The organism is Arcicella gelida (assembly GCF_034931025.1).
GTDB lineage: Bacteria > Bacteroidota > Bacteroidia > Cytophagales > Spirosomataceae > Arcicella > Arcicella gelida.
The window spans coordinates 11554-37200 of sequence record NZ_JAYGIL010000010.1 but is presented as its reverse complement, the minus strand read 5'-3'; the positions used below and the strand labels follow the sequence as shown (position 1 = coordinate 37200).

Genomic DNA, 25647 nt, shown 5'->3' with positions numbered 1-25647 from the left:
ATGCGTTTTAGTATAGTTAAATGTCCATTTTAAAGCCCAAAGAATAAGTTCTGATAGGAGGGTAGTCTGAGGTTGGGAAATCAGGATCTAAACCTACTTTATTGGCACGCCACAGCATACCAACATTATTGACATACAAGAAGATAGATACATTGCTTAGCCCTAGAGTAGGAGCAGACAACTTATAACTAAGATTGATGTCTTTGAATCTGATATGAGCAGCATTTTCAATCATCGTTTCATTATTAAGATAGATATTCTCTCTGGTGGTATTAGCTCGCATGGTGAGTGCTGGGACAGTAGTATGTAATTCATCTCCAGGAGCCTTCCACCTTAACAAGTAATCCTTGTTCCCATAGTTAATCAGGTTAGTATAATTGATACTGCTTCTTCTAAAATTGTATCCAGCCTTGTAAACAACATTGACGCTAAGGCTTAGTCCCTTCCACCTCAGCGTATTTCTAAAACTCCCAAAATACTGCGGTACGGTTACCCCCATTTCTTGAAGATTAGCCGTTTGCAATGAAGACCAGTAGGCAGCATAGTTCTCATTCAATTCGTTATTGGAATACACTAGCATAGCCCCAGTAGCAGGATTTAAACCATACCAAGGCAAGGCATAGATTACATCCGCAGACTTTCCTTCTCTGGCTGGAGCCCTTGCAGCGTTAGATACGGGAAAAAAAGACTGGATAGACGGTGATTCTGTCCCACTATACTTGGTAATCCTATTTTTTACCCAGCTCGCCAGTAATACAGCAGACCATTTGAACTTACCATTACTGATAAGCCCAGTGATTTCCACATCCATTCCCTTGGTGAGCATGCTAGCAGCATTAATCCGACTATCAATATTGGTGATTCCACCCAGCCCTATTGAAAAGATACCAGTGGTCGGGTCTAGATAATCATAGCCAATCAAGTCACTACCTGCTTTTTGATAGTACTCCAAACTACCCCGAATGCTACCATTCAGGAAAGAAAAGTCAAGGGCAGTATTCCAGACGCTTACCTTCTCCCACCTCAAAGAGGGATTTCCTATGCTTAAGAGCTGAGCAGCAGGTAAATTAGTCACCGTACCGATACTGTTAGTAACACTTGGCATGGTACTTACCTGCTTATTAATGTTACCGTTAACCCCGTAAGTCGCTCTCAGCTTTAGCACGTCAATCGTATTACTTGAGGCTGAGGCCAAGTACTCCTGCTTGAGGTTCCATAATGCCCCCACAGACCAGAGAGGAACCCCTTTTTGATTCGTGGCTACGCCAAAAATATTCGAAGCATCCCACCTGCTGCTGAGTGTCAGGGTATATTTTTGATCAAAAGTATAGGCGGCATTAGCAAAATAAGAGATATATCGGTCAGTGAAAAGCTGGACATCCGCAATGGTATTAGGGATTCTGCTGGCAGACCTCGGTCGCAGGGGATAGCTAGTTTCATAATTAAGATAAGGTGAACTCGTCAAAGTCTGATTATCATAACCGTATAATAAGTAACCAGGTCCCGCTGTTGATAAGTCTTCCCTGATTTCCGCCCCAGCCAGTGCATCGAGTTGGTGTTGTTGGTGTTGCTGGAGCGATTTATGATAGTTAAGTTGCAGACGGCCATAATGACTCTTCCCAGAAGATCTTGAACCCGATAAGATTCCCCCCAGCGGAATGACACTAACACCATTAGGTTGAGTAAAGCGGTTAATAAGGTCTCTGACATAGTATGTTTCAGGCGCATAATAACTACTCACCTCCCCAGCAGCACTTCTGAATTGGTATTTAAGATCAAGGGCTAAATCAGGCAACAAGGAGTATCGCAAGCCAGTGTTGATTCTTATCTCGTTATTGTTGGAAGTATTATCAGCAAAATTAAGTTCCTCCAAGGGTTTAAAAGCCCAGTTTAACAAGCCAGAAGATTCGGCAGCATCAATGTAGGTTTGACGGTATTTGTAGGGGATGGCTGCTGGTAATCCATGTTCATCTATCAAAGCAGTATAAGATTGCAATGCTCCGCCTTCTCTAGGAATAAGGGCTGAAGGCTGGATTCCATTGTTTTTGTAAGCCTGAAGGGCATAGTACAAGCTACTAAAGACCTCCAGTTTTCTACCTAATCTATAGTTTAGTTGATTATTGAGTGTTATCCTTGAAGAACTAAACCCAACGTTTGCGGAAAGGTTTTTATCAAATCCAAGGGACGTGACATATTTCAGCTCATTATTTCCCCCTGAAATATTCAGACAATATTGTTGATTGAGAGGAGTCTGATACAAGTATTTCAGCATGTCTTTTCTTACATCTTTGGTGGCCAAAAGTTTCAGTTGTCGTTCCATCTCCACATTACCAATCTTTCCTTGCTGAGCAGCTATTTGAATTTCAACAGCAGGAGGGAGCAAAGTCCAGTTATTTTGTTGGAAGCCACCATTCTGAAAACGTAAGCGTTGAAAGTCAATCAGGTCTTGAGCATTCAAAAAGGCAGGATTATAAAACAGGTCAGGTTTATCAGCCGAAGTAAAGTTAGCCAGTAAACTGACCGCTGTTTTTTGATTGTACTTGCCTTGTTTGGTGGTAATGACGATTACGCCATTGCCAGCCCGAACACCCCAGATAGAAGTAGCCGCTGCATCTTTGAGGATGGTGATGTCTTCTACATCATTGGGATTGATGGAATTAATATCCCCCTCATAAGGAAAGTTATCTATTACGATTAAAGGGGCACTTGAGGCATGAATGGTGCTAAGCCCCCTGACTCTTAATTCTGAGGTATTTCCGTGAGGAGATATATTGGTTCTGTAAAATTGCAGACCAGCACTTACTCCCTCTAAACGGCTCAGAATATCGGTACTGACGCTTCGGTTGATGAGTTCATTATTAAGATGAGTAAAAGACCCTGTGGCTCTTTCACTGCTGATTTTAGTGTATCCCGTCGAAACGATTACCTCCTGAAGTTCACTGTTTTGTATCTCCATGCTGAGAATGGCAGGCAAACCTTTTAGGGAAACAGTAACAGGAATTTTGAGGGACTTAAAGCCAATACTGCTGATTACCAGCGTATCACTGGGAAGAGTAGCATTGATTTCAAAGAAACCATTCTTATCAGTAAGCGTCCCAGTCCCTTGTTTAGCGAGTCTTACGGATGCACCGGGAAGCTCGATTCCCTCTGAGGCAGTAATCACCCTGCTTTTTAAGAGCTGGGCATACAAGGGTGAAGAGTATGCTAATAGCATGCTTATCAAGAATAGCATACTCACAGAATTTACAAAATAGACCTTTCTCATGTTGTTTAGGGGTTTAGTTTAATGGTTTGAAGTATTAGCATATTTTACGACGATTACATCCATTTCCTGCGCTGTCAGCGTCAAATCAAAACCGATTTTATTGAGGGCTCTTTTAATCGTCGGAATGTTGAGCTGCCTTTTGTCCAGCTGAATAGAGACCTTAGTATCCTCAGGAATCCTATCCATGACAGGGTAAGGCTGGCTTGACAATACCGCACTAACGTAGCTCGTTAAACGTCTGATGGATTGATTTTTCAATGTGAAGAAATCAGCATTAGCAGATTTAGCAGATTCAACATTAGTAGCATCAACCTTCAAGGAAGGAAGGGTAGAGGCAGAGGCATGTTCCAGCCGAACAATAGCATAACAAGGTATTGTTCTTTTCTCGACGAGGGCTTTCACGCCTTTTTCCAGTATTAGATAGCGGTTAATATCATCGCTCATAAACTCCCGAAGTGCTTTGCGGGAAATGTTTAGCGAAGTATCCAAGCTTAACTCATAACAATACATGTATTGTTTTTGCCATTGCTGGTAGTCTTTGTCTTGCTCGTAAATACCCGTTTCCTTTCTATAAGTACCCAGCAACTCATGTTTAAGCGAGTCACTTACTTCCCAGACAAAACGGTTAGTTCTCCCAACAAAGGGGATGTAGTCACTATACATCTCATAGATGAGGGTAACAAAATAAGCATTGTATAGCATGATGCTGTTTTTACCTAGTCGGATTCCTCCCACATCAACATTAATGCGTTTAGAGAAGACAGACCTCATGCGGGGATGCTCCAAAGTACCTCCGTTACCATTATAAAACAGCGGAAGATTAAAGTCAAAGCTAACGGGAGGAGTGGTATGAGAAAGGACGAATTTTTCTCCTTTTAAAGCACGGTTAATGTTGGTAATATTGGCATACGCAGAGGAAGCAGATTCTCCAAAGAACACGCCATTCCTAATCCATACTTGGTGGGGGAGACCGTAGTGAGGAAAGTATTGCCTTACCATGGTATCTTCCAGTACGCTGGGTAGTTGCCAACCTCGCTTGTTGAATAAAGGTAGCACTTTGACAGACTTTTCATTCGTGATAGGGATAACGGCTATTTCCGAGCCAAACTTCCGCTGTAGGCTATCCAGCTTACTAAGTGATTTAATACAGGGAGCGCACCACGTAGCCCAGAAGTCTAGGATGATTAGTTTATCCTTATAGTCACTGAGTTTCAGGCTTTGTTTGCCTTGGGGATGGTTAGTGACTTTTAGGGACAAGTTCCAAAGCTCAGGTGGGATATTGTCTCCCACCTTCAGCGCTTGGGCGGTTAGGAAATGTACAGATATGAAAAAGTAAAGGCATAGCAATGCCCTTACGCAGGTTTTTGCGTTCATGGGTTTAGTTTTTAGATGAATAAATAAATTAAAACAGGGGAAGCACCTTATACAGGTGCTTTGATGATGTTCTTGTAGCGCTGTTTAGGGCATGCACTGACATCTAGGCTGAACAGAGCCTTAACATGATTGGGATAAAAAAAGGAATGTTTCATAACTCGCACCTATTTTACGAGTCTCTTGCAGAAGGCTATAAAAGCAATGTAGCACAGGGCTACGCTCTACAGTTTAGCAAGGTTCCGACGCCTTCTCAAGACTAATACAGCAGTAGCCCATGTGCTACACTGCCAAAATTACGCAAAGTAGTCACACGGACATCAATCTACTGTCTCGGTTGAGAATCAAATTGTCGGAATTTGCTAACGAGACCTTATATCAATGACTAAAATCAATCAAATATATACAAAAATATTTAGATTAGGACAAATATGTCCTAATATTTTTTCTTTATTATATTCAAGTTTGCTTAATGACAAAGCAACAATATAGAGATCAAAGTTATTTAGAGAAAGTAGGTAAAAGAATTGTTACCTTAAGAGAGGGTTTGGGTATATCTCAAGAAAAACTCTCAGAGTTATCTGGGCTTGATACACGCCAAATAGGTAGAATTGAGAGAGCTGAGAATAATTCTTCCATTAGTATGGTAAAAAAGATTGCGGATGCCCTGAAAGTTAAGGTTAGCGAACTAGTAGATGTTGACTTTTAATTTGTATAATTGTCAGGAATTACACAAAAGGCTCTAACAATACAAAAAGCACGACATTAATAATACACAAAAAAACAAAAAGTACCACAAATCTTTCGCAAAAACACTTCGCCTAAATATGTATTGACGAAATAAATAGCGATGCTTTTTACTTCGTCAATACCATCATTGTCAGCAATATTATTATGGAACCAATAATTAGAAAATGAATAGAACGATAGATATAGAATTTAATAAATTCCCTCCTACACCTCAGGCAAATTTATTGGACAAAACAACCAATAATTACGCAAAGTCTTTGGATATTAACTTACTAAAGTTAACAGCACTATACAAAATAGAAGAGTTTGATGACTTCTCTATGCCAACGTGTTGCACAGAATATCCAGCTTTAAAATATCTTCTTCCAAGTACAGACTTGTTTAAATTTCAAATAGGACACCCAGGTAAAGGGAAAGACTCACGAAAAGAAAATTCAAGAGTATTAGGACAAACTCTTTGTAGATATTTCAACTCAGAGTATTTGGACGCCCCTTATATGGCAAATATTTCTGACTTTATTGGACGAAAATTAGGTAATGAATTCAATAATGTGAGAATTGAAAGGAAGTCCTCAGGCGACACACCTGATTTTATTGCTGCAAGTAACAGTAAATCCATATTTTTATCTGAGGCAAAAGGACGAAGAAGAATTGTTCCATTTACTGACAACGATTTTGATAAATGGAGAGAACAGTTTGACAGAATTTCTATTTTTAGTAGCACTACAGAACAAAGTTTAAAAGGATATATTTTTGAAGTTGCCATTGCAAACGAAAACAATAAACTATCTAACAGCAAGATACTTGTTGAAGACCCTTATACGAGTGGAGAAAGATTTGAATCTAATGAAGATTTATTCAATCTTACAAAATTTGGACATTACAAACGTGTATTACAAAAAATGGGATTACAATTTATTGGAGACGCTATTATCTACACAGAGAAATTGAATGAAAGTAAATATTCATTTCCAACATTCACTTCAAAAAAATCAAATAAAGAATATGTTGGCATTTTTACGCCTAACTTCCCTTTTATGTTTGATTTTCCATTTTGGGAATTTGGTATAAGAGAGTATAATCAAGTTATTAAGCGACATTCACAACATTTCTTTGGCATTGAAAAGACAATTTTTAAAAATCTAATTAGTATCGCCAGAGGAGACAAGGAATATTTGAATAGTATAGAAAAACGTAAAGGAGATTTTTTAAATGAATCTCATATTGAGTTTGAGGATGGCACATTATTATGCAATCCATACTTAATATCAATTGAAAAATTTGAACAGTTTTAAAAATACAGCTGCTAATATCATCGCCTTTATCGCATGGTTTGCAGCCACGACGAAGACGATGTTGAACTTAACCGAGGCGGACGGCTCATCTAGGGTCGGTTTCGTTAGTTTCTTTTATGGAGCTGTCGTTCGAATTGAAGATTTTGGAAGAGCAGGTTTTTGCCTACTCTTTTTGTTTTTGGAGCTTGTTTCTCATTTATAGTTATACCCATGTTATAAAGTAAGTCTTTTGAAAATTGATAGTCTGTTTGGACAATTAAATTTAAAACAAGAAAATTGTTTAGAATTACTAAGAAAACAACTACTTTAGGAAGTGGAAAACTGGCACAACAATACAAAAAGTACGATAAACTTTTTGCATACTAGTGAGTTGTGCGTCATGTGAAAATAGACCACTTAGTAAGATACACACTAAAATTTCAATCACTAAAACTAACCCAAAATGAATAGATTGACCTTTTTAAACAAAACGATTATCAGAATACAACAACATGCGTTTATAATTGCTTTTTTTGTTTCGATAATATCGTTATTCATTGTAACCTTAGTGACATTGTATAATTTCATTGAACATAATCCTCTAAAAAATAATAATACACATATTCAAATTGAAATAGTAAAAAGTTTGTTGCAAGTATTAGTAGTCGCTATTATTGGTGGAACTGTAGCAGCACTTTTTAGAGCGTATGAGCAAAATCAAGAAACTTCGAGACTCCGTATTCAAAAGAAAATGGACTTTACTAAACAACTTAATAAACTGTACAGAACTGTCAAATGTTCAAGACGGAAACTCAAATCTAAAGGCATAGCAGTCAGAATTGAAGGAGAGAATACAATTCTTAACAGAGACAAAATTGACTTTTACAAGTCCCAATTAGATATACTTGATGAAGTTCAATTGGAGTTAGAAGGACTGACAACCGAAGCGGAAAACTTTAAATTATTTAAAGATTGCGAGAAAATATCTCATTACATGAAGGAAATGTCTAATTATCTACGGAAGATTAATGAAGAATTCGAAAAGAATAATCAGTCATTTGATGTGACTAATGGTGTAAACCTAGATAATTTAGAATATTTAAAGGAGTTCACATATTCCGCTAATAAGCCATTTACTTTTTTATTAAGAAATAAAGTAGATTATCGATTTAAATCGAAGTTTTCAGAGCCTTTTCATGACATTTTTAGGACATTATATTAATTGAGGCTTATTGCGGATTACACGAACGCACAATAGCTAAGGTTTCGTGGTGGCTGAAAGCCAAACCATGAAGGAATGAGGGACGCTTAGTATTGAACTTAGCTTGAGCAGTCGGTTTCAGTGGTTTCTTTTATGGAGTTATCGTTCGACTTAAAGATTTTGGAAGAGCAGGTTTTTGCCTGCTTTTTTTGTTTTTTGGGCTTCAGATGTTTCTATTTTGTCATCTTAAAAATAGTTTGTAATTTATGCAAAGATAGAACCTTGAGAAGCCAAAAGCTACCAGAGGTTTAGTTCAACAAGGGTTTGGCAAAATGTAGGCAGAAGTGCTGAATTTAACAATTGTACTTCTATTTGGCATTTGTGTTTCTAATTCCCCCACTTCGCCAAGCTCCAAAAAGTTGGTGGCAATTTTTAAGGATACTACTATTATGACAAAATGCTTTGAAGGTGTTTGTAATTGCACGTGCAATTCACAAAATACTACATTTGACGATATTATAAAAGAAGAAACAAATTTTAAGTTTACTCTTTACAATATCTGCCATTCAAATATTGGGTGGTTTACCGACACTTCAATTTGTAGTGATAATCATCTTAAAGAATGGACTATTGACACAAATGAAGGAATATATTTTTTATGGCACAAAGACGCATATTGTGACACACACAATTTATTTCATATGAAGTGTTTATATGTTGGAAAAGGACATATCCTTAATAGAATAATTAATCATTTTAAAACAAAAGACTTTAGCGATGAAATGTTAGTTTACTTTACATATTTTACAATGTCTAATAGACAATCAAAGTATGTTGAACAACTAATCCTTGACATTTACAATATTCCTCATAATACATATGAAAAGAAAGGCTCAAAGAATTTATGTATGTACTTTACACAAAATGAAGTAGACTAAAAATATTAAATATGGATTTTAAAGATTTTATCAAAAACATAATATCTCAAACGAATCGTAGGTTGTTTCCTACGACTCAAAATGTTAAAGAGCGTCACGCTCGTACAATGTATCAGGGATAAATATTCCTTTTGCCTTGAAACATTTTAATATCTTCAATAAGCCCTTTCGAGCGTCAGTCTCTTGCTTATTTTAGGTGTTAGGAAATCCTAAGACTAGGTTTGGGAGTTAATAATTGCTTAGTTTATATCCATTACTTAGTTCTAGGGAAAAACAATAAACATGCGTATATTTACGAGTTGTACACAATGTGTAGAATAAAATTATCGAGCTTTATGAAAGAAAGTTCAATACAAAAGCTGATTTGAATACTAAAATATAAGATAATGAGAAGCAGAGCAACAAAACGTGAGAAAGGCAGTCATCACACGAATGAAGAACAAATCCTTCTTCAATCTGCAAAAATAGCATCTTCCAAAGCAATCAGAACTTCTGCAGCTTTGGGTTTGACAGTAAAAATCATAAGAGACGGCAAGATTATTTCTATAAACCCTGACAAAAGCGAGGTGGTATTAAGAACCCTAGATAAACATGAAGTGGATACTTCAAGATTTAAAAAAGGGATGATTTTAGAACGAAAATAGTGCTATGTCAAAGCCAAGGTTAAGGGTTTTTGCAGGACCAAATGGTTCAGGTAAAAGTACTTTGTTTGAATCTTTTTCTAAAAAATATAAGACAGGCCCTTTCTTAAATGCAGACCTGATAGAAAAAGAACTCGCAACAAAGGGATATGTTGACTTGAATGATTACGATTTAAGCCTGACACAAGCGGATTTAGATGATTTTTATAAAACTGAGCGAGCGAAATCACTGATAGAAAAGTCGAGCAAGGATAAACGACCTATAGATATTACAGTAAAAGAGAATGTTATTATAGATATTCAAAAAGAGACGCACAGCTATGAAGGTGCTTTGATAAGTGCGTTTTTAAGACATCATGTACAAAAACAAAAGATTGATTTTTGTTTTGAAACAGTGATGAGTCACCCGTCAAAAATTCAGGAAATAGCTGAGGCAAAACAAAACGGATACAAAACTTACTTGTACTTTATATGTATTGATGATCCAGAGGTTAATATCTCAAGGGTTGAGAACAGGGTGGTAAAAGGAGGACATGGAGTTGATTCTGACAAAATACAGAGTAGGTATTACAATACATTGAAGAACCTCATCGATGCTATTGAGAACACTGATAAATGTTATTTGTTTGATAATTCAGAAAAGGAATTCAGACTTATCGCAACAAAAATAGAGGGTAAGTTAAAATTAGAGGTTGATTCGGATTTATTACCTCGTTGGTTTATTGATTATGTTTTAAAATACTACGTATAGTTTCCCTAAGAATTCAAAATGCACATGAGCGTTACGCCCGTAGAATGTATCAGGGATAAATATTCCTTTTGCCTTGAAGTATTTTAATATATTCAATAAGCCCTTTCGAGTGTGAGGCTCTTATTTAGTTTTAGAGAGTTTAAGACTAGTTTGGGAATAATACAAAAAGTACTACAAAACTTTCGCATATTAGCGAGTTGCCTGTAATTTTAAATGACACTTCCAGCTGACATAGAACAAATATTTTTTGACACTTTAAGTGGTGACAAAACTGCTTTAGAATTTGAGCAATGGTTATATGCCGACAAGCGACTTGAAACAATCCTTAACTCTGACGACTATTTAGACCTCATTTCGTATGGTTATAAAACTGACAATGCAAAATATGGTTTGTTCAGACTTTTAGAAAAGCATATTGACAAAAGACAACTTGAAACAAGGCGAATCCGCAAACTGTTGACAAAGTCTTTAAATCGCAACAAAGAACTGCCAGAAATCTTAATGACTTTCTATGACCTATATTGTAAGGGATATAACTTTTTTGACAGCTTAGGCTTGGGCTACGGATTACGAGTTGAAGTACCTGGAATTAATAATTATGAGGAGACTTGGGACGATTTGAATGAAGTAGAACAAGCTACATTATTAAACAGTTTTTATCCCGACCTTGAAACTGAAATTAATAAAGTCATTTCTTGGTTGGACACAGGCAAAGTTATTTTGACAGGCATCAAAGACGAATACAATCACTTTGAATACATTGACAAGAGAACAGAATTAGAGAAACAACCTACAGGTTACAACTATTGACAATAATGCACAAAAACCTTGGTGGAAAATTTGGTAGTGTTTCATCTCTGTGGACGACTAGTCTTGAACTTAACATGGGCGGACGGCTAGTCTAGCGGTCGGCTTCGGTGGTTTCTTTTATGGAGTTATCGTTCGACTTCAAGATTTTGGAAGAGCAGGTTTTCGCCTGCTTTTTTTGTTTTTAGGGCTTGTTTCTCATTTATATTTATGCCCATGTTGGTAAAGTAAGTCTTTCGAAAATTGTTAGTCTGTTTGGACAATTAAATTTAATTAAGAGAATTTTTTAGAATTATTAATAAAACAACTATTTTAGTAAACACAAAAACTTGTATTAGCAATACAAAAAATACTACAAAAACTTTTGTATATTAGCGAGTTAGCTGTCATTTTTATGAACCACCCAGACGACCTAAAAGAATTTATGATTTGGTTTAAAGACCTAAGCGAAAAATATTTTGAAATGATAGAACTTGAAAAAGATGTCGCAGGATTACAACACCAGAGAGGAACAAAGTGGCGACCTGGACTTACTAATCAAGAGTTAGTAGATTTTCAAAACGAATTAGGGTTTGATTTTCCATACGAATTAATTGAATTTTATAAAACAATGAATGGCACAGATTTTCCTGGAGTTAATGTTTATGCCGAGCAAGGATTGCCATACTATTACGCACCTGTTTATTTTTCCTATCCTGAACATTTGCCTGAAATAAAGAAATTGATACAAGAGCGATTAGATATGAATGGGCTGACGATTGAACAAATGAAAAAAGAAGGCATTCCATTCATTTTTCCAGTCCATAACTACTATTTTATGGTAATTGACAAGTTGACAAACCCAATTTATTACCTTTCAATTGCACATAAAAATCACGGCCTCAATCAGGGCTACATTTATGGCTCATTGTGGACAGACACATTTCAAAGTTGGCTTATTAAAGATGTCTTTTACCAGACGTCGCATATCAATGACTTAGAGGAATTTCCCAACAAACAACGAGTGACAAATTATTGGACGACTGAAAACGACAGCTAACATTGCATTGTCATTATGGCGGCTGACGAATATAGGCTCAACAGTTGTACTACTATTTAGCTTTTGTGCTATAATTCGGCTGACGTAATGCTATTCCCGCCACAACGCCAATGCTTCAACGTTACCTGCAAGCCTACGAGACCACCAACGAACATTGAACATCAACAAAAAATGAGTATCGAATTAAGACAACATTTTGAGAAAATCACACCGCTGACCGACCAAGAGTTTGACTATATCTTTTCCCATTTCACAACCAAAAAACTAAAAAAACGTCAATTCCTAATTCAAGAAGATGATAACGTTACGAATGATTATTTTGTAGTGAAGGGACTTTTGAAGGCATCACATTTTGACAAAGAAGGCAAAGAATATATTATGCAATTTGCTATGGAAGATTGGTGGGTTACTGATTATCAAGCCTATTTTAGCCAAACAAAAGCAACATTAACTATTGACTGCATTGAAAATGCAGAATTACTTTGTTTATCGTTACAAAACAGAGATAAAATTTGTTCTGAACTACACAAAATAGAACACTTTTTTAGAAAAAAATCTAATTTTGGTTATGTTGCCTTGCAACGTAGAATTTTATCATTACTCAACAGTAATGCAAAAGAACGTTACGAACAATTATTACTTCAATATCCATCACTTTTTCAAAGAGTTCCCAAAACACTAATTGCTGCATATTTAGGTGTTTCGAGAGAAACATTAAGCCGACTCTTCTCATAGTGTGACATACCTCACAAAAAACTTGTGATTTAGTTCCTGTGCCAACCGTTGCATTGTTGCCACTTTTGCATTGTAATAATTAAACAATATAAAAATGCAAAAAGTATTTCTATCAATCGCAACGGGAATAATGGTAATCGCAGGGTGCACCATTCTTTCTTTAAATCAAGCAACGGCACAAACTAAAAAAGTAAGTAAAATGAAAAAAGTATTATTTGTGGTAACAAGCCACGACAAAAAAGGCGACACAGGTCAGCCAACAGGTTATTATTTAGCAGAAGTTTCTCATCCTTGGGAAGTTTTGCACAAAGCAGGTTATGAAATTGACTTTGTAAGTCCAAAAGGAGGAAAAGCACCAGTGGACGGTTTCAATTTGGACGATTCAACCAACAAGAAGTTTTGGGAAGATACAAAATATCGTACTAAAATTGAGAACACAATGAAACCATCAGAAGTAAAACCAGAAGAATATTCGGCAATACTTTATGCAGGTGGACATGGAACAATGTGGGATTTTGCTGACAATGCAGAACTTTCGACAATTACACAAAAAATTTACGAAAACAATGGTGTAGTTAGTGCAGTTTGCCACGGACCAGCAGGGCTTGTAAACATCAAACTAAATAATGGAAAATATTTGGTGGACGGAAAAAAGATAAATGCTTTCACCAACGAAGAAGAAATTGCTGTTGGACTTGAAAATGTTGTTCCGTTTATGTTGGAGACTAAATTAATTGAACGTGGAGCAATTTTTGAAAAATCAGGACTTTGGCAAAATCACGTTGTGGCTGACCAAAGAGTAGTAACGGGACAAAATCCTGCATCTGCAAAAAGTGTAGGTGAAGCGACTTTGGCAGAATTAAGAAAACTGAAATAGTTTTTACAAACGAATTAATTTAAAGGTAAGGTTGCAATTTGCGACCTTACCTTTTTGTGTTTTTACAAAGCGAAATGAACAGACGAAAAAAGGCCAGCAGGTAACAACAGCTAAGGTTTCGTGGTGGCTGAAAGCCAAATCATGAAAGAATGGTGGACGGCTAGGCTAGGGGTCGGCTTAGTTTGTTTCTTTTATGGAGTTGTCGTTCGGTTTGAAGATATTTGGAAGAGCAGATTTTGTCTGCTTTTTTGTTTTTTAGGGTTTGTTTCTCATTTATAGTTATACCCATGTTTTAAAGTAAGTCATTTGAAAATTGTTAGTCTGTCTGACCGATTAAATTTAAAGGAAGTCTATTTTTTGGGATTAAAAGATAAATTATTACTTTGGATTGTAGAAATTCAGGCTTCAACAATACAAAAAGTACGACAAAACTTTCTTATATCAGCGAGTTAGCGGTAATGGTACAACAGTCCCCCCACAAAATTCAACCAAACTTTTTTTGGACACAACACCAAGTGATTTGGATACATTTGCTGACAAAATTCTAATGACTTTTGCAGTGAATTAAAACAAATTAATATGAGCAACATCAAAGAAGTAAAATTAGGAAGTCAGGGATTAGTAGTTCCTGCCTTAGGTCTTGGTTGTATGGGTATGACAACAGGTTTCGGTGGAGATATTTATGGAAAAGCCGATGAAAAAGAAGCCATTGCTACCATTCAACGTTCATTGGAGTTGGGCGGTAATTTTTTGGACACGGCAGATATATATGGTCCTTTTTTAAACGAACAATTGATTGCAAAAGCCATTCGAGGAAACAGGGAAAAATACATTATTGCCACAAAATTTGGCTTTGAAATTGGCGATAACGGACAAGCTACAGGAGCATTTAATAGCAGTAAAAATTATGTAAAAAAAGCAGTTGAGCGTTCGTTAAAAAATCTTGGTACAGATTATATCGACTTGTATTACCAGCATCGATTAGACACGAACACACCCATTGAAGAAACCGTAGAAGCAATGGCAGAATTGGTAAAAGAAGGAAAAGTAAAATATATTGGTCTTTCGGAAGTAGGTTCTGAAACCATAAGAAAAGCACACCAAGTTCATCCCCTTACAGCAGTGCAGTCTGAGTATTCTTTATTTGAAAGACAAATAGAAGAATTGGGTATTTTGGATACCTTGAAAGAATTAGGCATTAGTCTGATTGCTTATTCACCAGTTGGAAGAGGATTTTTAAATGGCACCATTCAAAAGCCAGAAGATTTTGGTGAAAATGATTGGAGAAAATTTCTGCCCAAATATCAAGGCGAGCAATTTTACAAAAATGTAGAATTGGTAAATGAAATAAAAAAAGTTGCAGTTGAAAAGAATATCACTTCTGCACAATTGGCAATTGCGTGGGTTATTGCAAAAGGACACACACCTATTCCAGGTACAAAACGTGTTAAATACGTAGAAGAAAATATTGCATCAGCAAGTATTATGCTAACTCAAGAAGACCTAAACCGATTAGAAGCAATTATTCCGTTGGGCACAGTTACGGGAGCAAGATATGATGAAGCATCAATGAAAGGCGTTAATCTATAAAATTTCTATCGCCAGTAATTTATATGCTGACTATCTTTTTGTAAAGAGTATAACAGAATATGTATGTTATCAAATCTGTTTTATTGAAAAAATATAAATAAATACAATCATGAAGTATTTTATCGAAATGTTTTCCCCTACGCAAGCTTGGCTTGATTTGAGCAAAGAGGAGAGAGCCGCTTACCTAACTCACGTTAATGACTCATCAAAGGGGTTGATGGAACAAGGTGTAGCAATAGTGAGCATGAATGAAAATAATCACGACACCATTCAACGTGCTGGTTATGATTTTTTTGTCATCTGGACAATTCCAACCGATGAACTTGCAAATGCAGTTCAAAAGCTGATGGTAAGTGAAGGCTGGTTTAAATACTTTGACCAGTTAAATCTGAAAGGTGGTTCTACCGACATTTTTGAAAAACTCACTACAATGTAATCTGAAAATTTGTTGCCACTTTTTTCGGTTACATCGTTTGTGAATAGTTATCGGAGCAAGGCATGACGAAGCATCAATAAAAGGCGTTAATTTGTAGCATTCAAAACAGCAGATAAATAAACATTTATCTGCTGTTTTTTTAAATTTTATAAAATGAAAAATCATAACACTTATATTCTAAAGTCTGTTTCAGAACTTCATCACTTTCTGAATATTAAAAAACCAACACATCCTTTGGTAAGTGTTGTAAATCTTGACGAGATTGCTGTTAATGTTTGTGAAGAAATGAACACAATTGTCTATAATTTTTACACAATTTATTTGAAGAAGAATTTTGATGGAAAGATAAGATACGGACAACAGTATTATGATTTTGACGATGGAACAATGACATTTTTTGCACCAAAACAAATGTTTTCGATAAAAGAAAACAGTTCGACAAAAGCCGAAGGTTGGATGCTTGTTTTCCATCCAGATTTTCTTCACAGCAATCCACTTGCAAAAAAGATTACAGACTACGGCTTTTTTGATTACGCCACTAATGAAGCGTTGCATCTTTCAGATGCGGAAGACCAAATTATTTCAAGTCTAATGCTAAATCTGCAACGAGAAATTGAAGCAATGATAGATAATTACACGCAAGATGTAGTTGTTTCTCATATTGATTTGTTACTGAATTATTGTAACCGCTTTTATAACCGACAATTTATCACAAGAAAAAAAGTTTCTAATGACTTGATAAGTAAGTTTGAAGATTTATTAAAAACCTATTTTAAAAATCAATCTACTGACAAAGGTTTGCCAAGTGTTCAATATTTTTCAGAGCAACTTTATGTATCGCCAAACTACCTTAATGATTTGTTGAAAAACTTGACAGGACAAACAACTCAACAACACATACATAATTACATTATTGAACAAGCAAAAGAACTTTTATCAACAACTAATTTGACAGTAAGCGAAATTGCTTATCAGTTAGGCTTTGAATATTCACAATCATTCAATAAACTTTTTAAAAACAAAACACAGCAGACACCATTGGAGTTTCGACAGTCGTTTAACTGACCGATTGACGTTTTATACAAAGTGAGTTTTGAAAATGTATCACATTTCTATTCTGTGTTTAAAAAACAATTTGGACATTCACCAACAGAACTAACAGCAATCAAAAGTAATGGATATAGAAACATTAAGAGCATTTTGTCTATCTTTTCCTGATACGCACGAAGGAATGCCGTTTCAGGGATTTTTCAAAAATTCAAGGGCTATTCTTGTGTTTTATGTAGGAAAGAAAATGTTTTGTTTTTTTGATATTGATATATTCGATTATTGCACGTTGAAATGTAATCCTGAAACTATTGAAGAACTTAGAGAAAAAGATGGCTTTGAAAAACCATTCAATCTGAGTTGGAAACATTGGATTAATGTTAACCTAAATGGCAATGTTCCTGACGAAATCATAAAGGATTTAGTTGAAAAATCATATCAATTAGTTGCAAAAGGCGGGGCAAAGGGAAATAGATAAAATTATAGAATAATTAATTATGTCGGTAATTTGGAATTTATGGCACGGATGTATTAAAATCAGTGAAGGCTGCAAAAACTCAAACTAGTCGTAGGATATTCCCTACGACTCAAAATGTTAAAGAGCGTCACCTCGTACAATGTATCAGGGATAAATCTTCCTTTTGCTTTTAAACATTTTAATATATTCAATAAGCCTTTTCGGGCGTGAGGCTCTACTTTGTTTTAAATTCTAAGACCAGTTCTGCTAAACAAAAAACAAGACTTATACTCAGACTAAAATATGAATAGATAAGCCTTTATGTAAGGGACTTTTATAATCAATAACCTAGTTTACTTTGCGATAAACAACAACATAAAAATAAATAGCTATGCTTAGAGTAATGGTATTAATCACACTTTCAGTGAGCGGAATTGAGACAATCCAATCCTGAATTACCAAAAAAGGAATTTTTGTAAAGTTATTTTCTAAATTATTGGTAGCATAATAACGTTAGATTTTGATACTGAATAAGAAAATCAATAAACATTTCTACAAGAAAAATCATTCAGAGATTCGTTTTATTAATCGTCTAAAATCGCATTCAGCCCTAAAAATGCTACATTCTATCATGCTAAAAATTTGATTGAGCTGATTCATGATTATTTTATTGTCGGTTAAGTATGCCTGTTTTATTTGCAAACAAGTATAAATATTTTGGGTATGTTGCTCGTGTAGGGATGAAAGCTCAACTTCTATTTCCTCAAGTTCTTCTGTCTTTGTTCCTTGAATAAAGTGCTGCTTTAATAATATGATGCCTTCCTGAATATATTGCATATTATCATTCATCATTTCGTGATATTGCTGTACCAGAAAAAAAATTCTTGTATTTGACATTGATGTTTCCATGCTGTTTGTGCTTTTTAACAAATGTTAGGGTTATCAATTTAACGCTTAAATTGGCGAGTGATTTGTATTAAACCACAATTTCGCTATCTGTAAATAGAAAGGTATTCTAGGTGTAGCTTATTATTGGTTTTAGCTAGAAAACATCTTTTTTCAGCGCCATTTTTTGCCCATTATTGTTGAGTAATGAACGTAATAAAGCATCATTGGAACAAGAAAAAAAATTGATTCTATCAACTTCTACTTGTAAGGACACATCACTTATAATTTTTTTGATAAACCATAAATGTACTTTGATTATCAATTCAGTATTACTTCGATAAATATTTTCTGTTTGCCCTCTAACAATATTTTGCAATAAGAAAGCATATAATTTTTCATCTATAAATTGTAAAAACAAATGATATGCAGAACGGTACTGAATTAAATCATGATAGAACATCGGGGAAATAATAAATATGTTGACCTCTACATATTGGAAATAATACCTTATTTCTGAAATTGCATTAGGTGAAATACTTGGCCAAACCCTAATATATCGCTCCGTTTTACTTAATAAGTGCTTAATAACATTTTCTACCAAAGCGGACTTATTGATAAAGTATTCGTAAATTGTTTTTTTAGATACTTCACATTTAATTGATATTTCATCCATTGTGACGGCATTAATACCCTGTTTGCTAAACAGGGACATTGCCGTTTCAATAATATGGATTTGTTTACTCTTCATTTTATCTCAACTCTCCAATAGCCTTTTTATAATTGGCTATATTAACTTTATACTCCACTTTGGCATCTATATTACTGCTATAAGCTTGTTGCCAAATCACCTGAGCTTCTAGTACATCCTTTCCAGTAATTGTGCCAGCTTTATAGCGATTATTGGCCAATCTGAGGTTTTCTTCAGCTTGTTTCATTGAATGGCCTGTTAGGTCAATCTTTTTTACTGTTTGGTTGATTTGCAGCCACGCACTTTGAGCTTGAAGGTTAATTAACTCTTTTGTTCCCTCTAATTCCCATTGTTTTGCTTCTATATGCAATGCTTGTTCTTTTACTTTCTTGGCATTTTTTCCCCAATCAAAAATAGGAATAGATACATTCAACAAGCCGTAATAAGACGTCATTGAATTTTCCCCATTACCGATGTTAATTTTTTTACCCACACTGCTAAACCCAGATAATGAAAAACCTATTTGTGGTTTAAGGTCTGCTTTAATCAGCTTGGTCTGAATTTGCTCAATCTCAATGGCTTTTTTAAGTAAATTGATTTCAGGTCGATTGTCTGCAATGCCATCGAAAGACTGTGTCGCCATGGCACTGAAATTTCCATCAACTGAATCTTTAATATCGAAATCTGTATGATTAGATTGTCCAATGATTTGTGCTAAATTGAGTTTTGCCAATACCAAGCCATCATTAGCTTTTGCTATGTTCAAATCAGCTTCATTCATATTTACCTCTACTCTTAATAAATCATTCTTATAAGTAAGTCCAGCATTTACTGCATTTTCGAGTTCTGTATGAAGTTGTTGTAACATTTCTTTGTACTTATTGGCAAGCACTATTTTATCCTTTACTTGAACAATCTGCCAGTAGGCATTTTCTACTTCAAATAGCACATCTACTTCGGTCATTGTTTTTTGATCTTCTGTTATTTCAATCGCTTTTGCAGTAGCAGCTTGACCCAATTTTATTTTTCCACCAGTATAGATAGGTTGTGATGCTGAGACTGAACCATTTAATAGGGCAGGGGGAAGTAATTTGTCAAGAGGTTTTCCGACATGAACCCCCATGATTGAAGCATCAAAAGACGGGCGATTATTGAGCCCAGCTGTCTCATTAGCAATTTTGGCTGCTGCAATTTGAGATTGTACCGCCTTTATTTTTTTGTTTTGCGTCACTGCCATTTGTCGGCATTCTTGAAGAGTTAGTGTAACGTTTTGTCCGTCACAAGGTAAACTTATCCCAGCAATTATTGTGACTGTTAATACTTTCCAATACTTGATAAAATTCATTTTCTTATTTTTAGTTTTTATCGAACTCACTTTAGTTTAAAACATTTGGGGGATTCCCTCTCACACGGTATTGAAAAATTAACCTTCATCTCACTCATCCCCCTCAGTCCATTTTATTGTACTCATTCAAAATTTTAGCGATGTTCAGGCTTGTATTGAATTTCAACGTTTGCATCAAATTCATCGGCAGGTTCAGGTACTGGTTTTACAAATTTGTAATAAAGCACAGGCACAACAAACAAGGTAAGTACCATTGAAATAATTAGACCAAAAGCTAATACGCTTCCAAGTGGAGCCCATAATGGAGATTTTCCAACAATCATTGGGACAACACCTACTGCCGCTGCTGCTGAAGTAAGGAAAATCGGACGCATTCGACGTTTTGCAGAGGCTAATGCCGCAGCTTTGATAGTATAATGATGTTCTAAAACCAATTCATCGGCATAATCAACGAGGATAATTCCATTACGTACTACAATACCAATGAGACTGATAACGCCCATAAAGGCAGTCATTCCTATTGGGTTATTGGTGAGATATAGACCAAGAAAAGCACCAAGCAAGCTTAATGGGAAAGTCGATAAAATAATTAAGGTTTTAGCTAAACTCTTAAATTGGAATAGTAAAGTAATAAAAATCAAGATTAAACTCACCCCTAAAGCGCTAAGCATTCCGGGTGCGTTTTCAGCATTTGATTCAAAATCACCTCCATATTCAATACTTATTCCTTCAGGTAAATTTAGCTTTTCAATTTTAGGTTGAATTTCCTTCAGAATATTCGAAGCTCTGATGCCATTTTGAGCTTCAGATAAAACAGTGAGTGTTCTAATGCCATTTCGGTGTGCAATAACCCCAGTATGCCAAGAAGGTTTGAGTTCTGCCACTTCATTCAAAGGCACTTTCGTTCCATACATTGTACTTAAATGCAAATTTCCTAATTGGTTGACATCCTTTCTGCTATTGGCATCTAATCGAAGAAAAATATCAATAGGTTTATCTCCTTCCCATAATTGAGAAACAGCAAAACCTTTTAGTCCAGCACCTAATGTTTGAGTGATTACCTGATTGGGTACTCCCAAACGAGCAGCAATATCTTCTTTTACATTGAGACTAATACCTAAGTAATCATTTTCGTAGTCGGTACGTACCCAGTTTGTCCCTTTCGCTTGGCGTAAAATATCCTCAATCTGTAAAGCCACACGTTTCTGGTCATTAATATCATTGCCAATTATTTTTACCGCTATCGGAGAGCCTTCTTGGAAACTCAATTGTCTGAATCTAACATAAGCGTCTTTTACCAAGTACTCAAGTTTAGGACGATACTCATGCACAATATCATCAGTAGCCTTATTATCAACGGTGGTGATAAATAATTGAGCAAAATTTCTTCGAGGAATTTCTGGTGCATAAGAAGTTTGAAAACGAGGAGAGCTAGTGCCGACAAAACTTGCAATACTCACAACTCTTTTATCTTTTTTCAAAATAGTTTCAACTTCTTTCACAGTTTTGTCTGTCTCAGTTAGAGCAGTTCCATCGGGCATCCAAACTTCTATATTGAATTGATTGCGTTCGCTAGTTGGGAAAAACTCTTGATCTACTTTACTAGCAATTAAGAAGGCTATTAATACAGCGACTACAGCAGAAACCATTGTTATTTTTGGCCAGCGGAAACAAAATTCAACAGCTATATTAAATACATTTTGTAAGTAATCTAATAATGATTTTCTAGGTGGGCGGTCAGATACTTTGTGTTTTAATCCTTTTTTAATAAACACATAACATGTATAAGGTGTTAAAAACAAGGCAACTAACATAGAGGTAATCAATGCAATGGCAACTGTAATAGGTAAAGAGGCCATAAAATCCTTGGTTATACCATTCATAAAAAATGCTAGTGGTGCAAAAGCAAAAATAATAGCTAAAGTGGCAGTAAAGATTGGCAAAGTAAGTTGAGTTGCTGCCTGCCATGCACCAGTCCACGGCGTAATACCCTCATCTAATTTTTCAATATAATTATCCACCACTACAATGGCATTATCCACTACCATTCCAAGTACAATAATAAGTGCTGCCAGTGAAACCTGATGTAGCTCTACTCCAATCATATTCATCAAACCAAAAGTGATAAGAATGGCAATAGGTGCTGCAATTGAAGAAACGGCTGCCATACTGAGAGGCAACAACAACATTACTACGATGATTACAGACGCAATAGCCATTCCGAACTCAATCATAAAATGGTTGATACTTTCAGCAACAACCTCTGGCTGATTAACTATCGTTTCAATTTTTATGTCATCGGGAAAGCTACTTTGAAGTTTTTTTAGTTTCTCGTCAACCTTTTCTCCAAAAGCTACAATATTGTTGTCAGGTTGCATCTCTGTTGAAATCAGCATCACCTTATCATTGCCAATACGAATATATGAAGATTCTTCTTCATAACGCCTTTCTATATACGCAACATCTTTTAGTCTTACTACTACTCCCTTAGGTGTTGTATAGATTACTTGATTGGCTATATCAGCTTCTGTTTTGTATTGACTGTTCGTAAATACAGGAATAGTATTTTTACTGATTGTCATTTCTCCAGAATAACCTGTAATGTTTTGCATTTGTAAGGTATTGACTATCGTTCCTAAGTCAAAGCCATATTGTAGCATTTTTTGATCATCTACAGTAACATAAATTTGTTGTTTCTGTCCCCCAGAGCGATTGATTTTTGATACTTCAGGAATCGTTTTTAGTACATCTTCCATCTTATCAAGATACTTCTCTAGTTCTGCATAACTCCTTGTAGAAGAAGATACAGCTATGATTTGAGCCGTTACATCCCCAAAATTGCTATTTGTAATTGGGCCAATAACGCCCGATGGAATATTACCACGAACAACAGTATTAAAACCATGTTGTAAAGTAGCCCAAAATTTCTTTCTATCTTTTACGCTTGTATGGAGCTCAACAGTGATAAAGACCTGTCCATCTCTTGTTTGCGATTTTGTTTTTTGTTTGTTTACTTCTTCAAAAGAGAATAAATATTGTTCTATTTTGGAAGTTACTTGTTTTTCCATTTGTACCTCATCGGCACCAGGATAAAAAGCATAGACCATTGCTACTGGCGTATCAATTTTAGGGTCTTCGGCACGGGGCATATTCCGAAGAGAATAATAGCCGAATATTAATAACAAGCAAGTTATAACTATTGTTACTTCCCTGTATCTCATTGCAGCCTCAATAAAATTTATCTTTCGTTTTTCCATTTTTTTATTTTGCTAAAAACTGACATTGATGTATCATTTTAAAAACTTACTAATGAGCCATCTCTGAGTTGAGTCTGACCTTCCACAATAATTAAATCACCTTTAGTAAGTCCGTCTTTTACAATTACTTCTTTACTTCCAATAAGACTACTTATGGTTATACGTTTACGGACAGCCTTTTTCTCTGCATTGACAACAAATACATAAGTAATGTCATCTGCATCTCTAAGTACTACCGTAGCTGGAATCGTAATTACAGGAACATACTTATTTGGATTAATTTCAACATTGGCAATCATGCCGGGGAGTAATTTTTGCCCGATATTATTTAAAAGAATTTTTGCTGAATAAGTTTTTGAAACAGCATCTGCTTGTGGATTAATAATCGATATGGTTCCTTTTACTGAATCACTTAAGGTCGGAATAAATACATTTGATGTCATTCCTACTTTAAAACTTCCAATCTCATTTTCTGGGACAGTGACTTTAGCATAAACTTTATCTGTTTTAATAATGGTAAATGCTGGAACACCAGGAGCGGCCATACTTCCACGTTCAATCAACTTCTCTGTAATAATACCCGACATAGGAGCATACAATTTACTGTCAGCAATATGTTTACTATTAATACTTTTACTGGCTTTAGCCTGAGCTAGCTTTGTTTTAATATCGATATAATCTTTTGCTGGAAGACTTCCCTTTTGATAAAGTTCATTAAGTCGCTGATACATGTCTTCGGCTTGTTCTAGGCCTGCATTGGCAATAATTAAGGCATTGTCGTATTCGGTAGCATCAATGCTTGCCAATAACTGACCTTGTTTTACAAACTGCCCTTCTTTCACCGTAACGTTGTTGATTACACCAGGTACTGCAAAACCTATTTTGGTAATAATATCTGGCTCGATAGTAGCAGAATAGCTAAGTTTTTGGCGACTATTAATTTCTTCAACTTGTTGAGTTGTTACCTTAACAGCCTTAGGTTTATCTTGCGTTTTTGTGGGCTTATTTCCACAGGCTGAAAGCATTAGGGTGGTCACTAATAAAGGGAAAGCCTTTACGAGATTTGACTTTATCATAAGGATATTCATGTTTAAATGATACTATAATTTGATGTTACAAAGTTGGCACACCAAGTAGCATTTAAAAAGGTCATGAATTCGTTAAGATTGGTCAGAAAGTCGTTTTTCTATTTTTTGAAATGATAAGAAGTCGAGATTAATGTGTTACAAAAATTAATATTGTAATACATTAATCTAATTTGCGATATTCTTTTGGAGAAATCCCAGTATGTCTTTTAAAGAACTTTCCAAAGAAAGACTGGTCACTAAAATGAAGTTCTTCTGCAACTTCGGAAATACTTAAATTTGAATCACTCAATATTATTTTTGCTTCTTGAATAACAAAGTCATCAATAATTTCTCCGGCACTTTTTCCAGAAATTTCTTTGACGGTTTCAGTAAGGTATTTAGGTGTAATATTTAGCTGAGAAGCATAAGCCTGAACATTGCGTTGAAATTTAACTTTTTGTTGTAAAAGAGATACAAAGTTCATCACCAAAGTTTCTTTTCTGGACAAATTAGTACTTTTAAATATTGAGTACTTTTTAGCAAAACCGCCTAATTCGTATAGAAGAATATTAAAATGAGTATAAAGTAATTCTTTCCCAAAAGGATGTTCTTTTATATCAACAGTACGATATGAGATTTGCTCCAACAGCTTTTTTAGAGTATTAGCATCTTTAGGCTCTAGCGTCCAAAGAGGTAAGCTTTGATAAGTCAAATAACTAAAAACTTCAGATATATTTTTAACTGTATCGGTAGCTTTAGTTATAAAATTAGCATTAAAAGCTATACTTGATACAAGAGCATCTTTTGTAGAGACAGAGCGTTTCAAATCGTTAGGAGAAACAATAATAATGTTGTTTTTCTTAGCACAATACTCTTCTAAATTAATATCAATCCTTATCTCTCCCTCTAAAACGAGGAATATGATGAAACAATCTGTACGAAAATATTTCTTAAAGATTTCAAGTTCAACCAAAGGAGTGTTCACCTTTATGTTAAAATCATCTGATTTTATATCATAAAGTTCAGGCTGTGGATCGTCTATCATTAAATCTGTTAATTTATAGACTGGTACACTATTTTCTTTGGGTTTCATATATGTAAATTCAACTCTCTGCTAGAGGAAATAATTCGACAGTTCGTAAATTTATTACATAATTTATAATTTTCAAGTCTTGGTTTTTCATACAAAGCATTTTTATAATCTTTGTTTCAACGCCATCTTG

Annotated in this window: 21 protein-coding genes; 13 read left to right on the top strand and 8 right to left on the bottom strand. The window is 35.3% G+C overall.

What is annotated here, in order from left to right:
- Positions 1-16 precede the first annotated feature (16 nt).
- The gene (locus VB776_RS09885; RefSeq protein WP_323328520.1) at positions 17-3265 is read right to left on the bottom strand and encodes a SusC/RagA family TonB-linked outer membrane protein; all 3249 of its coding nucleotides are present in this window, start codon (positions 3263-3265) and stop codon (positions 17-19) included.
- Positions 3266-3283: 18 nt separating this feature from the next.
- Positions 3284-4639 (bottom strand): TlpA family protein disulfide reductase, encoded by a 1356-nt coding sequence (locus VB776_RS09880; protein WP_323328518.1) that lies wholly within the window; start codon positions 4637-4639, stop codon positions 3284-3286.
- A gap of 469 nt (positions 4640-5108) precedes the next feature.
- On the opposite strand from VB776_RS09880, the gene VB776_RS09875 reads away from it, so the two are divergent.
- The 13 genes from VB776_RS09875 to VB776_RS09815 all read left to right on the top strand — a co-directional run bounded on the left by VB776_RS09875 (position 5109) and on the right by VB776_RS09815 (position 17200).
- Positions 5109-5345 carry a helix-turn-helix domain-containing protein gene (locus VB776_RS09875; RefSeq protein WP_323328516.1) on the top strand — a complete coding sequence of 79 codons (237 nt, stop codon included), beginning with the start codon at positions 5109-5111 and terminating at the stop codon, positions 5343-5345.
- Positions 5346-5550: 205 nt separating this feature from the next.
- Positions 5551-6681, top strand: a complete 1131-nt coding sequence (locus tag VB776_RS09870) for a hypothetical protein (RefSeq protein ID WP_323328514.1) — start codon at positions 5551-5553, stop codon at positions 6679-6681.
- 442 nt (positions 6682-7123) lie between these two features.
- Positions 7124-7882: a hypothetical protein gene (locus tag VB776_RS09865; RefSeq protein ID WP_323328512.1), complete on the top strand. Its 759-nt coding sequence runs from the start codon at positions 7124-7126 to the stop codon at positions 7880-7882.
- A 1303-nt stretch (positions 7883-9185) separates the two neighbouring features.
- Positions 9186-9443 carry a hypothetical protein gene (locus tag VB776_RS09860; RefSeq protein WP_323328510.1) on the top strand — a complete coding sequence of 86 codons (258 nt, stop codon included), beginning with the start codon at positions 9186-9188 and terminating at the stop codon, positions 9441-9443.
- Positions 9444-9447: 4 nt separating this feature from the next.
- On the top strand, positions 9448-10191 hold the full coding sequence (locus tag VB776_RS09855) for a zeta toxin family protein (protein WP_323328508.1): 744 nt from the start codon (positions 9448-9450) through the stop codon (positions 10189-10191).
- 213 nt (positions 10192-10404) lie between these two features.
- Complete coding sequence (locus VB776_RS09850) at positions 10405-11001, top strand: hypothetical protein (protein WP_323328506.1); 597 nt, start codon at positions 10405-10407, stop codon at positions 10999-11001.
- 391 nt (positions 11002-11392) lie between these two features.
- On the top strand, positions 11393-12037 hold the full coding sequence (locus VB776_RS09845) for an SMI1/KNR4 family protein (protein WP_323328505.1): 645 nt from the start codon (positions 11393-11395) through the stop codon (positions 12035-12037).
- 171 nt (positions 12038-12208) lie between these two features.
- Positions 12209-12772: a Crp/Fnr family transcriptional regulator gene (locus tag VB776_RS09840; protein WP_323328504.1), complete on the top strand. Its 564-nt coding sequence runs from the start codon at positions 12209-12211 to the stop codon at positions 12770-12772.
- 94 nt (positions 12773-12866) lie between these two features.
- A complete protein-coding gene (locus VB776_RS09835) occupies positions 12867-13649 on the top strand; it encodes a type 1 glutamine amidotransferase domain-containing protein (protein ID WP_323328502.1) in 783 nt (260 codons plus the stop codon).
- A gap of 579 nt (positions 13650-14228) precedes the next feature.
- Entirely contained in the window at positions 14229-15239 is a 1011-nt protein-coding gene (locus VB776_RS09830; RefSeq protein ID WP_323328501.1) for an aldo/keto reductase, read from the top strand.
- A gap of 109 nt (positions 15240-15348) precedes the next feature.
- Complete coding sequence (locus VB776_RS09825) at positions 15349-15675, top strand: DUF6616 family protein (RefSeq protein WP_323328500.1); 327 nt, start codon at positions 15349-15351, stop codon at positions 15673-15675.
- Positions 15676-15828: 153 nt separating this feature from the next.
- Positions 15829-16740: a helix-turn-helix domain-containing protein gene (locus tag VB776_RS09820; protein ID WP_323328498.1), complete on the top strand. Its 912-nt coding sequence runs from the start codon at positions 15829-15831 to the stop codon at positions 16738-16740.
- A gap of 109 nt (positions 16741-16849) precedes the next feature.
- On the top strand, positions 16850-17200 hold the full coding sequence (locus tag VB776_RS09815; protein WP_323328496.1) for an MmcQ/YjbR family DNA-binding protein: 351 nt from the start codon (positions 16850-16852) through the stop codon (positions 17198-17200).
- Between the two features lie 543 nt (positions 17201-17743).
- On the opposite strand, the gene VB776_RS09810 is transcribed toward VB776_RS09815, so the two are convergent.
- The 6 genes from VB776_RS09810 to VB776_RS09785 all read right to left on the bottom strand — a co-directional run bounded on the left by VB776_RS09810 (position 17744) and on the right by VB776_RS09785 (position 25517).
- Positions 17744-18088 carry a hypothetical protein gene (locus VB776_RS09810; protein ID WP_323328494.1) on the bottom strand — a complete coding sequence of 115 codons (345 nt, stop codon included), beginning with the start codon at positions 18086-18088 and terminating at the stop codon, positions 17744-17746.
- A gap of 133 nt (positions 18089-18221) precedes the next feature.
- Positions 18222-18815 (bottom strand): TetR/AcrR family transcriptional regulator, encoded by a 594-nt coding sequence (locus VB776_RS09805; protein ID WP_323328492.1) that lies wholly within the window; start codon positions 18813-18815, stop codon positions 18222-18224.
- Between the two features lies 1 nt (position 18816).
- Entirely contained in the window at positions 18817-20100 is a 1284-nt protein-coding gene (locus VB776_RS09800; RefSeq protein ID WP_323328490.1) for a TolC family protein, read from the bottom strand.
- Between the two features lie 134 nt (positions 20101-20234).
- Positions 20235-23321: an efflux RND transporter permease subunit gene (locus VB776_RS09795; protein WP_323328741.1), complete on the bottom strand. Its 3087-nt coding sequence runs from the start codon at positions 23319-23321 to the stop codon at positions 20235-20237.
- A gap of 74 nt (positions 23322-23395) precedes the next feature.
- Positions 23396-24433, bottom strand: a complete 1038-nt coding sequence (locus VB776_RS09790) for an efflux RND transporter periplasmic adaptor subunit (RefSeq protein ID WP_323328488.1) — start codon at positions 24431-24433, stop codon at positions 23396-23398.
- Positions 24434-24605: 172 nt separating this feature from the next.
- On the bottom strand, positions 24606-25517 hold the full coding sequence (locus tag VB776_RS09785; RefSeq protein WP_323328486.1) for an AraC family transcriptional regulator: 912 nt from the start codon (positions 25515-25517) through the stop codon (positions 24606-24608).
- Between the last annotated feature and the right edge of the window lie 130 nt (positions 25518-25647).